The 13,320-nt window shown below is 67.3% G+C and carries 11 protein-coding genes; 7 read left to right on the top strand and 4 right to left on the bottom strand.

Features of this window, described 5'->3' with window-relative positions; translation table 11 throughout:
• Positions 1 to 26 precede the first annotated feature (26 nt).
• The 5 genes from ilvN to pbpG all read left to right on the top strand — a co-directional run bounded on the left by ilvN (position 27) and on the right by pbpG (position 5,715).
• Positions 27 to 518, top strand: a complete 492-nt coding sequence (gene ilvN, locus I73_RS06590; RefSeq protein WP_022979884.1) for an acetolactate synthase small subunit — start codon at positions 27 to 29, stop codon at positions 516 to 518.
• Between the two features lie 59 nt (positions 519 to 577).
• The gene (gene ilvC / locus I73_RS06585; RefSeq protein WP_022979883.1) at positions 578 to 1,594 is read left to right on the top strand and encodes a ketol-acid reductoisomerase; all 1,017 of its coding nucleotides are present in this window, start codon (positions 578 to 580) and stop codon (positions 1,592 to 1,594) included.
• A gap of 173 nt (positions 1,595 to 1,767) precedes the next feature.
• On the top strand, positions 1,768 to 2,550 hold the full coding sequence (pssA, locus tag I73_RS06580; RefSeq protein ID WP_234409433.1) for a CDP-diacylglycerol--serine O-phosphatidyltransferase: 783 nt from the start codon (positions 1,768 to 1,770) through the stop codon (positions 2,548 to 2,550).
• 269 nt (positions 2,551 to 2,819) lie between these two features.
• A complete protein-coding gene (locus I73_RS06575) occupies positions 2,820 to 4,361 on the top strand; it encodes a 2-isopropylmalate synthase (protein WP_022979881.1) in 1,542 nt (513 codons plus the stop codon).
• Between the two features lie 169 nt (positions 4,362 to 4,530).
• A complete protein-coding gene (pbpG, locus tag I73_RS26380) occupies positions 4,531 to 5,715 on the top strand; it encodes a D-alanyl-D-alanine endopeptidase (protein WP_022979880.1) in 1,185 nt (394 codons plus the stop codon).
• An 84-nt stretch (positions 5,716 to 5,799) separates the two neighbouring features.
• Here pbpG and I73_RS06565 read toward each other — a convergent pair whose 3' ends face one another.
• The 4 genes from I73_RS06565 to hpnC form a co-directional block, all read right to left on the bottom strand.
• Positions 5,800 to 6,588, bottom strand: coding sequence for an IclR family transcriptional regulator (locus I73_RS06565; RefSeq protein WP_022979879.1), 789 nt, complete (start codon positions 6,586 to 6,588; stop codon positions 5,800 to 5,802).
• 91 nt (positions 6,589 to 6,679) lie between these two features.
• Positions 6,680 to 7,993, bottom strand: coding sequence for a hydroxysqualene dehydroxylase HpnE (gene hpnE / locus I73_RS06560; RefSeq protein ID WP_022979878.1), 1,314 nt, complete (start codon positions 7,991 to 7,993; stop codon positions 6,680 to 6,682).
• Positions 7,990 to 8,838, bottom strand: coding sequence for a presqualene diphosphate synthase HpnD (gene hpnD / locus I73_RS06555; protein WP_022979877.1), 849 nt, complete (start codon positions 8,836 to 8,838; stop codon positions 7,990 to 7,992). Before hpnD ends, hpnE begins: the two co-directional genes overlap by 4 nt.
• Positions 8,835 to 9,677, bottom strand: coding sequence for a squalene synthase HpnC (hpnC, locus tag I73_RS06550; protein WP_022979876.1), 843 nt, complete (start codon positions 9,675 to 9,677; stop codon positions 8,835 to 8,837). The genes hpnD and hpnC overlap by 4 nt, the downstream gene beginning before the upstream one ends.
• A 160-nt stretch (positions 9,678 to 9,837) precedes the next feature.
• Between hpnC and I73_RS06545 the strand changes: the two genes are divergently transcribed.
• On the top strand, positions 9,838 to 10,914 hold the full coding sequence (locus tag I73_RS06545; protein ID WP_234409431.1) for an efflux RND transporter periplasmic adaptor subunit: 1,077 nt from the start codon (positions 9,838 to 9,840) through the stop codon (positions 10,912 to 10,914).
• 18 nt (positions 10,915 to 10,932) lie between these two features.
• Positions 10,933 to 13,320 (top strand): efflux RND transporter permease subunit (locus I73_RS06540; protein ID WP_022979874.1); only part of this gene is annotated, 2,388 nt, incomplete at its 3' end.

Here is a 13,320-nt window from a genome sequence, read left to right as displayed (position 1 = left end):
CTGAAGAGCGCGTCAGGAGACTGCACATGAAACACATCATCGCCGTGTTGCTCGAGAACGAGCCCGGTGCCCTGTCCCGCGTGGTGGCGCTGTTTTCTGCCCGCGGCTACAACATCGAGAGCCTCACCGTGGCGCCGACGGAAGATCCGTCGCTGTCGCGCATGACGGTGGTCACCACCGGTTCCGACGAGGTGATCGAGCAGATCACCAAGCACCTGAACCGTCTGGTGGACGTGGTCAAGGTCGTGGACCTGACCGAAGGCCACTACACCGAGCGCGAGCTCATGCTGATCAAGGTCCGCGCCGTGGGCAAGGAACGCGAGGAGATGAAGCGCATGGCCGACATCTTCCGCGGCCGCATCATCGACGTGACCGAGAAAAGCTACACCATCGAATTGACCGGGGATGCCGGCAAGCTCGACGCCTTCATCGAGGCGATCGACCGCACCGCCATCCTCGAAACCGTGCGCACCGGCTCCAGCGGGATCGGTCGCGGCGAGCGCATCCTGCGCGTCTGATCCCCGCGATCGCTCCATCCCGCTATCTGACCAGACTTCAACCGAAGAAGAGACATCCCATGAAGGTTTACTACGACAAGGACGCCGACCTCTCCCTCATCAAGGGCAAGAACGTCACCATCATCGGCTACGGCTCGCAAGGCCACGCCCACGCGCTGAACCTGAACGACAGCGGCGTGAAGGTCACCGTCGGCCTGCGCAAGGGCGGCGCCTCCTGGAGCAAGGCTGAAAACGCCGGGCTGAAGGTGGCCGAGATCGCCGACGCGGTGAAGACCGCCGATGTCGTGATGATCCTGCTGCCCGACGAGCAGATCGCCGACGTGTACAACAGCCAGGTCGCTCCCAACCTGAAGCCCGGCGCCTCGCTGGCCTTCGCTCACGGCTTCAACGTGCACTACAACCAGGTCGTGCCGCGCGAGGACGTGGACGTCTGGATGGTGGCCCCCAAGGCCCCCGGCCACACCGTGCGTGGCACCTATGCCCAGGGCGGCGGCGTGCCGCACCTGATCGCCGTCTACGCCGACAAGACCGGCAAGGCGCGTGATCTGGCCCTGAGCTACGCCGTGGCCAACGGTGGCGGCAAGGCCGGCATCATCGAGACCACCTTCCGTGAAGAGACCGAGACCGACCTGTTCGGTGAGCAGGCCGTGCTGTGCGGTGGTGCCGTCGAGCTGATCAAGGCCGGCTTCGAGACGCTGACCGAAGCCGGTTACGCGCCCGAGATGGCCTACTTCGAGTGCCTGCACGAGCTCAAGCTGATCGTCGACCTGATCTATGAAGGCGGCATTGGCAACATGAACTACTCGATCTCGAACAACGCCGAGTATGGCGAGTACGTGACCGGCCCGCGCGTGGTGACCGAAGACACCAAGAACGCGATGCGTCAGTGCCTGAAGGACATCCAGACCGGTGAATACGCCAAGAGTTTCATCCTGGAAAACAAGGCCGGCGCTCCGACGCTGACCTCGCGCCGCCGCCTGACCGCCGAGCACCAGATCGAGGTGGTGGGTGAGAAGCTGCGCGCCATGATGCCCTGGATCAAGGCCAACAAGCTGGTCGACAAGAGCCGCAACTGATCGCGGACGGTGGCCCCGGGGTCACCGTTCTCGACCAGCGGGCCGCCTTCGGGCGGCCCGTGTCGTTTCTGGCCGTGCCGGGGCCGGGCGCTGAGTTATCCTTTCCCCTTATGACCGATTTGACCCCGAACGTTCCGGACGCCCTGGACGACGATGACCAGGACCTGGACGACATGCCGCCGCGCCGTCGGCGTCGTGGCATCTACATCCTCCCGAATCTCTTCACCCTGGGCGCGCTCTTCGGCGGCTTCTATGCCGTCGTGATGGCCATGAACGCCCGCTTCGACATGGCGGCCGTGGGCATCTTCTGCGCTGCGGTGCTCGACAGCCTGGACGGTCGCGTGGCCCGCATGACCAACACCCAGAGCGCCTTCGGCGAGCAGATGGACAGCCTGTCCGACATGGTGTGCTTTGGTGCGGCACCGGCGCTGATCGTCTATGAGTGGGCCCTGAAGGGCCTGGGCAAGGCCGGCTGGATTGCCGCCTTCGTGTATTGCGCCTGCGCGGCCCTGCGCCTGGCCCGCTTCAACACCAACATCGGCATCGTCGACAAGCGCTTCTTCCAGGGCATGCCCAGTCCGGCCGCGGCGGCCATGGTGGTGGGCTTCATCTGGGTGGTCGACGACCACGGCGTCAAGGACGTGGTGGGCTCGCCGGCCCTGACCTGGACGGCCTTTGCCTTTGCGCTCTACGCCGGGCTGACCATGGTCACCAACGTGCCCTTCTACAGCTTCAAGGACATCAGCCTCAAGCGCAGCGTGCCCTTCATCGTGATCGTGCTGATCGCGCTGGCCTTCGCCGTCATCACCATCCACCCGCCCATCGTGCTGTTCGCGCTGTTCTGCGTGTACGGTGTGTCCGGCTACGTGGTCTATGGCTACAAGCGCCTGAAGGGCAAACCGGTGAGCGTGATCTCGACGTCCAAGGATGAACCCGACGAGCGCGGGCTGCACTGAGACGGTATACTCAAACCATGAACTCGACCGTGATGGCCCGCACTCCGCTGCTATCGCTGCCCCTAGCCAGTCTGCGGGCACGCTGATCGAACACGTCCATCGAAGTTCACCGAACCATTTTTCGGATCACGGCCCGCCAGCGCATCGCAGCGGGCCGTTTTTCTTTGTCCTCCGGCTGCGTGCACCTCCCCGGAGATGTCCATGACCTTTGACCGTCGCTTCCCCCGTGCCGCCGCCCCGGCTGCCACCGCGTTCCAGGAGATTCCCGCATGACCGACAAGCTCATCATTTTCGACACCACCCTGCGCGACGGTGAGCAGTCTCCCGGTGCCTCGATGACCCGCGAGGAGAAGGTGCGCATCGCCCGCCACCTGGAGCGTCTGCGCGTGGACGTGATCGAAGCGGGCTTTGCGGCGGCCTCCAACGGCGACTTCGAAGCTGTGCGCGCGATCGCCGGCCAGATCAAGGAGTCCACCGTGTGCTCGCTGGCCCGCGCCAACGACCGCGACATCAGCCGGGCCGCCGAGGCGCTGGCCGGTGCCGCCCGCAGTCGCATCCACACCTTCATCGCCACCAGCCCGCTGCACATGGAGAAGAAGCTGCGGATGTCGCCGGAAGAGGTGCTGGAACAGGCCCGTCTGTCGGTGCGCTTTGCCCGCAACCTGTGTGGCGACATCGAGTTCTCGGCGGAGGACGGCTATCGCTCGGACCTGGACTTCCTGGCCCGCGTGGTGGAGACGGTGATTGCCGAAGGTGCCACCACCATCAACATCCCCGACACCGTGGGCTACGCCATCCCCGAGTTGTACGGCAACTTCATCCGCCAGCTGCGCGAGAAGGTGCCCAACTCCGACAAGGCCATCTGGTCGGTGCACTGCCACAACGACCTGGGCATGGCGGTGGCCAATTCGCTGGCCGGTGTGAAGATCGGTGGCGCTCGCCAAGTGGAGTGCACGATCAACGGCCTGGGCGAGCGGGCGGGCAACTGTTCGCTGGAAGAGGTGGTCATGGCGGTCAAGACCCGACGGGACTACTTCGGCCTGGAGGTGGGCATCGACACTTCGCAGATCGTGCCGGCCTCGCGCCTGGTCAGCCAGACCACCGGCTTCGTGGTGCAGCCCAACAAGGCCGTGGTCGGCGCGAACGCCTTCGCCCATGCCTCCGGCATCCACCAGGACGGCGTGCTCAAGGCGCGTGACACCTACGAGATCATGCGGGCCGAAGATGTGGGCTGGGCCGCCAACAAGCTGGTGCTGGGCAAACTTTCGGGCCGCAACGCCTTCAAGCAGCGCCTGCAGGAACTGGGGGTGGACGTCGCTTCGGAAGCCGATCTGAACGCCGCCTTCGCCCGCTTCAAGGACCTGGCTGACCGCAAGAGCGAGATCTTCGACGAGGACATCATCGCCCTGGTGGGTGACAGTGCCCGCGCCGCCGAGCCGGATCACTACCGCTTCGTCTCGCTGTCCCAGCACTCCGAAACCGGCGAGCGTCCGCAGGCACGTGTCGTGCTTATGGTCGGGGGCGAAGAGGTGGTGGTCGAGAGCGACGGCAACGGGCCGGTGGATGCGACCCTCAAGGCGATCGAGTCCAAGGTCCAAAGTGGTGCGGAGATGGTGCTCTATTCCGTCAATGCCATCACCTCGGGCAGCACAGAATCCCAGGGCGAGGTGACATTCCGTCTGCAGTTGGGTGGTCGCATCGTCAATGGCGTCGGCTCCGATCCGGACATCGTCGTGGCGTCAGCCAAGGCCTACCTGTCCGCGTTGAGCAAGCTGCACGCCGGCGTCGAGCGCGTCCCCGCCCAGGGGTGACCAGCGCCCGCACTTGAAAAAAGACGTGCAAGTACGTGTCTTGCATGTCTTTTTCATTGCGCCGCCGGCTTCTTCGGGAGGATAATTCTTCCGTAAGAATGACTTTGGTCATGCCTGTGCGGGTTGGCGCACCGTTGAGGACGTTGGATCGCGAGAGGCGACGCGAGGAATGAAGATGAAATTTCGCAAGGCGTGCTTGGTGGCCTGTTGCCTGCTGGCTTCGGTGACCGCATCCCAGGTGTGGGCCGGGGAAGCCAAGGATGCTTCCCACCGCAAGGCGGCGGCCAGCACGTCTGCCAAGGCAAGTGCCAGCAGCAAGGGCGCGAGCGCCAAGGCCAAGAAGACGTCGGCCGCATCTTCAGGCAAGTCTGGCAAATCGGCTGCCGCCAGCAGCAAGCCCCGCACACGCACCGCCTCCGCGTCCGCCCAGAAGGCGCCCCGGACCACCAAGGTCGTGGCCACCACCCGCAAGGCGGTGGAGCCGGCGTCGTTCAGCCCTGGCGTGCGCTCCTTCGGCGAGATGTACGGCCTGCACCACACCGAGGATCCGCTGGCCCTGCGCAGCAGCGTGGCCTATGTGCTGGACCAGGACACCAACGAGGTCCTGCTGAACAAGAACTCCCAGGCCGTGCTGCCCATCGCCTCCATCACCAAGCTGATGACGGCCATGGTGGTGACCGAAGCCCATCTGCCGATGGACGAGACGATCACCATCTCGCAGGACGATGTCGACACCGAGAAGATGAGTTCCTCACGTCTGCGCGTGGGCACCAAGCTGACCCGTGGCGAGATGCTGCATCTGGCGCTGATGTCGTCCGAGAACCGTGCGGCCAGCGCGCTGGGCCACGCCTATCCCGGCGGTATCTCGTCCTTCGTGGCGGCGATGAACGCCAAGGCCCGCCAACTGGGCATGCATGACACCCGTTATGTGGAGCCGACCGGTCTGTCCAGCCAGAACCAATCCAGCGCACAGGATCTGGCGGTGCTGGTGAAGGCGGCGGCGCAGGTGCCCCTGATCCGTGAGCTGTCGACCTCGCCGGAGTACCAGGTCGAGGTGGGCTCGCGTCAACTGCAGTACCACACCACCAACCGGCTGGTGAGGAGCCCGGATTGGGACATCGTCGTGCAGAAGACCGGCTACATCACCGAAGCCGGCCAATGCATGGTGATGCAGACCAAGCTGGCTGGGCGCAAGCTGATCATGGTGCTGCTCGACTCGGCCGGCAAGTACTCGCGCATTGCCGATGCCGAGCGCATCCGCAAGTGGCTGCTGAGCAATCATCCGACCACTTCTGCCACGACATCGCCCACGCCGATCGGCACGTTGGACAGCAAGCTCAAGCCGACGAGCTGAGCGCCTTCGCCGCTCTCGGCCCCACAAAAGGCAGCCTCACGGGCTGCCTTTTTGCTTGATGGGCAGGGTGAACGGGAAGCCGCCTCAGGCGGTGGCGGGGGCTGCCGGACCGCGGTAGCCCAGCGCGGCCGAGATTTGCGCCGCGGTGGCTTTGACCCGGTCCATCCAGGACTCTTCCAGGCGGTCGCTGGGCGCGGAAATCGACAGGCCGGCCACCAGCTTGCCCTGGTCGTCGAAGATGCCAGCGGCCATGCAGCGCACGCCGAGCTCCAGTTCTTCGTCGTCGCGGGCCACGGCCAGGCGGCGCACCTGGCTCAGTTCGCGTTCCAGGGCGGGCAGGGTGGTCAGGCTGTTGCGGGTGTGGCCGCTCAGGCCGGTGCGGGTGGCGTAGCTGCGCACCCGTTGGGGTTCTTCGTAGGCCAGGAACAGCTTGCCCACGGAGGTGAGGTGCAACGGTGCCCGCCCGCCCACCGCACGCACCACCTGCATGCCGGAACGTTCGCTGTAGGTCCGCTCGATGTAGACGATCTCGTCACCCTGGCGCACCGACAGGTTCACCGGCTGGTTGGTGAAGCGGTTGAGTTCGCGCATCGGGCCGATGGCGGCCTCGCGCACGTCCAGCCGGGCCTTGACCAGGTTGCCCAGCTCCAGCAGGCGCATGCCCAGGCGGTAGGTGCCCGCCTCGGGTCGATCGACCAGCCGACCGGCGGCCAGGTCATTGAGGATGCGGTGGGCGGTGGAGGGGTGCAGACCCGTGCGCTCGCTGAGGTCCTTCAGCGGCACGGGGTCCTGTTGCGAAGCCAGCACGTCGAGCAAGGCGAACGCACGGGAGAGAACCTGGATGCTCGGGGTCTGCGGGTCTTTCTTTTGCATGGCAATCCGACCAAGAGAGGTGCGAATTTTATATGGCGAAACGGTCAAACGACGCCAGTGTTGCGCTGCAGCAAAAACAAATGCGGTCCGATCAGGCTTGCAGCAGGGCTTCGACGGCCAGCCGTCCACTGCGCACCGCGCCTTCCAGCGTGGCGGGAAAGGGCCCGGCCACATAGTCACCGGCCACCGCCAAGCCGGGCAATGGGGTGGCCGACGGGCGGCGCAGGCCGGGTGTGCAGGCGAAGGTGGCCCGCTTTTCGGTGCGCACGGCGACGACCGACACCTGGGCGTCCTGCCAGGCCAGCGGACTGCCCGAGAAGGCCTGCTGCAGCTGTTGGCGCAAGGCGTGCACGGTTTGCTCGGTGCCGTGCTCCACCCAGTCGGCCGCACCGCTGATGACCAGGGCAAAGGTGTCGGGCGCCAGACCGAGGCGGCCCAGGTCGAAGCCGAACTGGGCCGGGGCCGCCAGGCCGGGGCTGGCGTCTGCCGGGAAGGCCATCATGGCCTGCGGCCACCGCACACCGGGGTGGCGCAACCAGACCGTGATGATGGGCTGGTAGGGCAGGGCGGCGGCCACCGTCGCCCACGCGGGGGCCTGCTGGGCCAGCAGGCGGGCCGCTTCGGTGGCAGAGCAGGCCAGCACCACGGCGTCAACGGCTTCGCCATCCACCTGCCAGCCGCCGGACAAGGGTGTCAGCTGCTGTACCCGATGACCCGGCTGCCAGACGGCCCCCTGGGCCCGAAGCCATGTCAGTGCGGGCATGGGCAGCAGCTCCTGCAGTGGACGGCGTGGCAGCAGCAGGTCGGCGCCGCCGGGAGGACCGAACAGCGCCTCTTTCAGCACCGTCAGCAGCACCTGGGCGCTGGCCTCCCGGCCCGGGGTGTTCAGCGCGGCCACGCACAGCGGGTCGATCAGTGCGTCGAAGGCGACTTGCGGCAGGCCCTCGCAAAGGCGGGCCACGCTCCAGTCCGCGGGGGCGCGAAAGCCACCCAGCCGCCAGCGCACCGCCTGAGTCAGCAGTGCCAGCCGCGCACGCCAGGGCAGGTCCGTCCACCCCAGCACGCCCCGCACAAAGGCGGGAATGGCCGGTCCCCCCGGCAGACGCAAGCCGGTGCCACGCGGCGACACCAGGGAGAGCGGCTGACGCCACAGGCTCTGATCGACGTCCACCCCGACCTGACGCATCAGCGCCAGGGTGTCGCGGTAGGCGCCGATCAGGATGTGCTGGCCGTTGTCCAGCATCAGCGGGCCCTGGGCCGCGCTGCGGGCGCGCCCGCCGGCCTGACCGGCCATGTCGAACAGCACGACCTGGTGGCCAGCCCGGGTGGCCTGCACCGCCGCCGACAAGCCGGCCCAGCCGGCACCGACCACGGCCAGGCGCCGCAGCGGGGGCGGGTGGCTCATCGCCCGCGCCACTGCGTTCGCGCGGCAATCCACAGCTTGCGCAGCGGCGTCAGCGAGATGCGCTGGTGCAGCACCTGAAAGCCGCCTCGCTCGATCTCGCGCAGCAGGTCGTGGTAAATGTTGGCCATCATCAGCCCGGGCTTCTGCGCCTTGCGGTCGACCTCCGGCAGCAGGGCCAGGGCCTCGTCATAGCAGCGGTGGGCCCGCTCGGCCTGGAAGCGCATCAGGGCCTGGAAGCGCTCGCTGTAGCCCCAGGGCGATTCCCGCTTGAGCAGTTCATGGGCCTTGACGTCGAAGCGCTGCAGGTCCTCGATGGGCAGGTAGATGCGGCCGCGCCGGGCATCGTCGCCCACGTCGCGGATGATGTTGGTGAGTTGCAGGGCCAGGCCCAGGGTGTGGGCATAGCGCACTGTGGCCTCCTGCGTGCGGCCGAAGATGTTGCAGGCCACCTCGCCCACCACGCCAGCCACCAGGTGGCAGTAGCGCTGCAGGCCGGCATAGTCCAAGTAGCGGGTCTGGCTCAGGTCCATCTCGCAGCCCTGGATCACCTGGTCCAGATGATCGGCAGTGATCCCGTAGGTCGGGGCCAGGGGGATCAGGGCCTGCATCGCCGGGTGGCTGGGTTGGCCCGCAAAGGCCTGCTGCACCTCGCGCCGCCACCAGGCCAGCTTGGCCGCGGCCACGCTGGGGTCGTGCACCTCGTCCACCACGTCGTCCACCTCGCGGCAGAAGGCGTAGAAGGCCGTGATGGCGGCGCGACGCTCCGGAGGCAGGAAGAGAAAGGCGTAGTAGAAGGATGAGCCGCTGGCCGCGGCCTTCTGCTCGACGTACTGCTGGGGCGTCATGGCTGGACGGACGGGGTCTGGCGGGGCATCCACAGGCTGCGCCAGGCCATGAAGGCCAGGTCGGCAGGGCCGAGCGTGGGGCGTCTTGAGAGGCTGCGATGCTGCATGGCCCCGATTTTCTCCAGAATGCGCAGCCCGCCATGCACCACCAGGCGCAATTCCCAGCCCGATCGGCCCGGCAGCCGATGGACCAGCGGGGCACCGCGCCACATCATGTCCTGGGCCCAGGTGCAGAGATCCGCGACCAGCGCCTGGCTGGCCGGCGTGTCTGTACGGGGTAGCTGGTGGGCGTCCAGTCCGTGGGCGGCCAGGTCTTCGTCCGTCAGGTAGCAACGCCCGCGGGGCAGGTCCACGCTCAGGTCCTGCCAGAAGTTGATCAGCTGCAGTGCGCTGCAGATCGCGTCAGACTGCGCCAGGGCGTCCGGGGCCGTGATGCCATGCAGATGCAGCAGCAGGCGCCCGACCGGATTGGCCGACTGGCGGCAGTAGTCGAGCAGGGCCGGGCGATCGGCGTAGCGCGGGTTGGGCACATCGCGAACGAAGGCCTGCAGCAGGTCGTCCAGCAGGGGCAGGGGCAGGTCGTGTGCGCGGATCTGCTGGGCCAGTGGTGTGAAGACATGCGCCCAGCGCGACGCAGGGGGCTGCCCCTCGGCGGCCTTGCGGAGTTCGACACGGTATGCCGCCAGATCCGACAGGCGCTGCGCGGCAGGGGCGTCGCCCTCGTCGGCCAGATCGTCGGCGCAACGGGCGAACCAGTAGATGGCCGTGATGGGCGGGCGCAGGGCTGCTGGACACAGCCAGGAGGCCACCGGGAAGTTCTCGTAGTGTTCGACGCTCACGGCGCGGGATTGTCGCCGCAGTGCCGGAGCCTGGTGCGCACGATGGTGGATTGACGTTCCGAGCGGGCTTGCCTACATTACTGACCGGTCGGTCATTAACTGACGGGTCTCCCGTTCCTCCTTCATGACGAATCTTCCGTTTCGCCCAGGCCTGCTCGTGATGACGGCACTCTGTGCAACGCTTTTCGTGGCCTGTGCGCCCAAGCCCGCGGCTCCCGAGCCCGTGCGGGCGGTGCGCACGCTGAAGCTGGGTCAGGCGGACGCCCGGCCGCAGGTGGACTATGCCGCCGAGATCCGCGCCCGCACCGAGTCCGATCTCGGCTTCCGCGTGGGGGGCAAGCTGGTGGAGCGCTTGGTCGAGCTGGGTCAATCGGTGAAGCCCGGTCAGGTCCTGGCCCGCCTGGATGCGCAGGATCTGCAACTGGGCCAGGCCTCTGCGCAGGCGGCCGAAGCCGCGGCGCGGACCAACCTGGACCTGGCCGCAGCCAATCTGCAGCGCTTCCAGGCGCTGTATGCCCAGGGCTTCATCGGCGCGGCCGAGCTGGAGCGCTACCAGACGGCGGAGAAGTCGGCCCGTGCCCAATGGGACCAGGCCCGCGCCCAGAACCAGGTCCAGCGCCACCAGGCGGATTACGCCGCGCTGCGCGCGGACGCCGCCGGGGTGATCACCGCCGTGTCGGCGGAGCCGGGGCAGGTGGTGGCCGCCGGAACGCCGGTGCTGCGCTTGGCGCAGGAAGGCCCGCGGGATGCGGTCTTTGCCCTGCCGGAGACCCAGGTGGATGCGGCCCGGGCGCTGCTGGGGCGTCCGGGTGCGGTGAGCGTGACGGCCTGGGGTGGCGATGAGCACTGGCCCGCCACCCTGCGGGAGGTGGCCGCGGCGGCCGATCCGGTCACGCGCACCTTCCTGGCCAAGGTCGATGTCGGTGCCGCCAAGCTGAGGCTGGGCCGCACCGCCACGGTATCGCTGCCCCGGGCCCAGGAGTCCGGGGTCATTCGCCTGCCCCTGACGGCCTTGTTCAGCCAGAACGGACAGGACACCGTGTGGTTGCTGGATGGGGCCTCGATGAGCGTGCGCCTGCAGCCGGTGAAGGTGGCTCGCACGGAAGGTGCTGAAGTGATCGTGGTCTCCGGCCTGAAGCCTGGCGACGAGGTGGTGACCGCTGGCACCCACCTGCTCGCACCGGGGCAGGTCGTCAAGCGCTTCGTGGCACCGCCCGCGATGGCGGCTTCCCGCTGATCAGAGGCGGGACACACGATGGAACCGACGCAAGAGCCGCGCCGCGAGCGCTTCAATGTCTCCCGCTGGGCGCTGGAGCATGCGCCCCTGACGCGCTACCTGATGGTGGTGCTGATGGTGCTGGGCCTGTTCGCCTACTTCCAGCTGGGGCAGGACGAGGACCCGCCCTTCACCTTCCGGGCCATGGTGGTGCAGGCCTACTGGTCGGGGGCCACCGCCCAGCAGGTGGCCGAGCAGGTGACCGACAAGATCGAGCGCACCCTGCAGGAAGTGCCTTACGCGGACACCATCCGCAGCTACACCAAGCCGGGCGAGTCGCTGACCCTGTTCCAGGTGAAGGAATCGACGCCGCCCAAGGATGTCAACGAGGCCTGGTACCAGGTGCGCAAACGCATCGGCGACATGGCGCCCACGCTGCCCTCGGGCGTTCAGGGTCCGTACTTCAACGACGACTTCGGGGATGTCTACGGCTCCATCTTCGCGCTCTCGGCCGATGGCTTCTCGGACGAGGAGTTGCGGGTGTTCGCCGAGAACGTGCGCTCGCGTCTGCTGCGGGTGCCCAGCGTGGCCAAGGTGGCGTTGTTTGGCGTGCAGACCGAGGAGGTGAAGGTCGAGATCTCCGCGCGGCGCCTGGCGCAGCTGGGGTTGGACATGAACCAGGTGGTCTCCCAGCTCAATGCGCAGAACGCCGTGGAAGCGGCCGGTGTGGTGGACACCGGCAGCCGCAATGTGCAGATCCGGGTGCAGGGCGCGCTGGATTCCATCGATGCGCTGCGCCAGATGCCCATCCGGGCGGTCAACCCGACGACGGGCGCGGCCAGCACGATCAAGCTGGGGGACATCGCCGACATCCACCGAGGCTATGTGGACCCACCGACCACCCTGGTGCGCTTCCAGGGCCACCCGGTGGTGGCGCTGGGCGTCTCGATGGCCAAGGGCGGGGACATCATCGCGCTGGGCGAGGCGCTGCAGAAGGAAGTCAAGGCCATTCAGGCCGAGTTGCCGGTGGGGGTGACGCTGGGGCAGATCCAGAACCAGCCCGAGGCCGTGAGCCACTCGATCAACGAGTTCGTCCATGTGCTGATCGAGGCGGTGGTGGTGGTGCTGGCGGTGAGCTTTCTGAGCCTGGGGCTGCACACCCGGCCGCTGCGCATTGATGTCTGGCCGGGCTTGGTGGTGGCCATCACCATCCCGCTGGTGCTGGCCATCACCTTCGTCACCATGTTCTATTGGGGCGTGGGCCTGCACAAGATCTCGCTGGGTTCGCTGATCGTGGCGCTGGGCCTGCTGGTGGATGACGCGATCATCGCGGTCGAGATGATGGTGCGCAAGCTGGAGGAGGGCTACGACCGCCTGCACGCCGCCACCCATGCCTACGAGGTGACCTCGATGCCGATGCTGACCGGCACCCTGATCACCGCCACCGGTTTCCTGCCCATCGGCATGGCCAAGTCCACCGTGGGCGAATACACCTTCGCGATGTTCGCGGTGACCGCGGCGGCCCTGGTCATCTCCTGGGTGGTGTCTGTCTATTTCGTGCCCTACCTGGGGGCCTGGTTGCTGCGCACCAAGGCCGTCCATGCCGGGGGGGGCGAACACGAGCTCTTCGACACGCCCTTCTACAACCGCTTTCGCGCTGCGGTGAACTGGTGTGTCGGTCACCGCTGGTGGACCATCGGTATCACGGTGCTGGTGTTTGCGCTGGGGGTGGCGGGCATGGGGCGGGTGCAGCAGCAGTTCTTCCCCGATTCCAGCCGGCCGGAGATCCTGGTGGAACTGTGGCTGCCCGAGGGCTCGACCATCCAGGACAGCGAGCGCGTGGCCCGTCGCTTCGAACAGCGCATGCTGCAGGAGCAGGGGCTGGCGTCCGTGGCCGAGTGGGTGGGCCGTGGCGTGCCGCGCTTCTACCTGCCGCTCGATGAGATCTTCCCGCAGACCAATGTCAGCCAGTTCATCCTGCTGAGCAAGGATCTGGCGGCCCGTGAGGCGCTGCGCAAGCGTCTGCCCGAACTGCTGGCCACCGAGTTCCCGGAGGTGCGGGGGCGGGTCAAGCTGCTTCCCAACGGGCCGCCGGTGGCCTACCCGGTCCAGTTCCGCGTGCTGGGGGACGACACCCAGGCCGTGCGCCACTGGGCCGATGAGGTCAAGGCCCTGATGCGAGCGGACGCCCGCATGCGCGGGGTGAACGACAACTGGAACGAGCCGGTGCGCGCGGTGCGCCTGTCGGTGGACCAAGACAAGGCCCGCGCCCTGGGCGTGACCAGCCAGTCCATCGCCCAGGCCACGCAGACGCTGTACAGCGGCCGCACCATCGGCCAGTACCGCGAGAAGGATCGGCTGATCGGCATCGTGCTGCGTCAGCCGCCCGAGGAGCGGCACAGCGTCAGCCAGCTCGACAGCACCTAT

Origin of the sequence: Ideonella sp. B508-1 (genome assembly GCF_000333615.1) — a bacterium.
GTDB lineage: Bacteria > Pseudomonadota > Gammaproteobacteria > Burkholderiales > Burkholderiaceae_C > Ideonella.
The sequence above is the reverse complement of the archived record's forward strand: the minus strand, read 5'-3'. Positions and strand labels throughout refer to the sequence as shown.

What these genes read in the sequence shown, in the direction of transcription:
- pbpG (WP_022979880.1), top strand. Translation starts at nt 4,531, where the DNA reads ATGAAGATGAAATTTCGCAAGGCGTGCTTGGTGGCCTGTTGCCTGCTG.
- pssA (WP_234409433.1), top strand. Translation starts at nt 1,768, where the DNA reads ATGCCGCCGCGCCGTCGGCGTCGTGGCATCTACATCCTCCCGAATCTC.
- hpnE (WP_022979878.1), bottom strand. Translation starts at nt 7,993, where the DNA reads ATGAGCCACCCGCCCCCGCTGCGGCGCCTGGCCGTGGTCGGTGCCGGC.
- I73_RS06565 (WP_022979879.1), bottom strand. Translation starts at nt 6,588, where the DNA reads ATGCAAAAGAAAGACCCGCAGACCCCGAGCATCCAGGTTCTCTCCCGT.
- hpnD (WP_022979877.1), bottom strand. Translation starts at nt 8,838, where the DNA reads ATGACGCCCCAGCAGTACGTCGAGCAGAAGGCCGCGGCCAGCGGCTCA.
- I73_RS06545 (WP_234409431.1), top strand. Translation starts at nt 9,838, where the DNA reads ATGACGGCACTCTGTGCAACGCTTTTCGTGGCCTGTGCGCCCAAGCCC.
- ilvN (WP_022979884.1), top strand. Translation starts at nt 27, where the DNA reads ATGAAACACATCATCGCCGTGTTGCTCGAGAACGAGCCCGGTGCCCTG.
- ilvC (WP_022979883.1), top strand. Translation starts at nt 578, where the DNA reads ATGAAGGTTTACTACGACAAGGACGCCGACCTCTCCCTCATCAAGGGC.
- I73_RS06575 (WP_022979881.1), top strand. Translation starts at nt 2,820, where the DNA reads ATGACCGACAAGCTCATCATTTTCGACACCACCCTGCGCGACGGTGAG.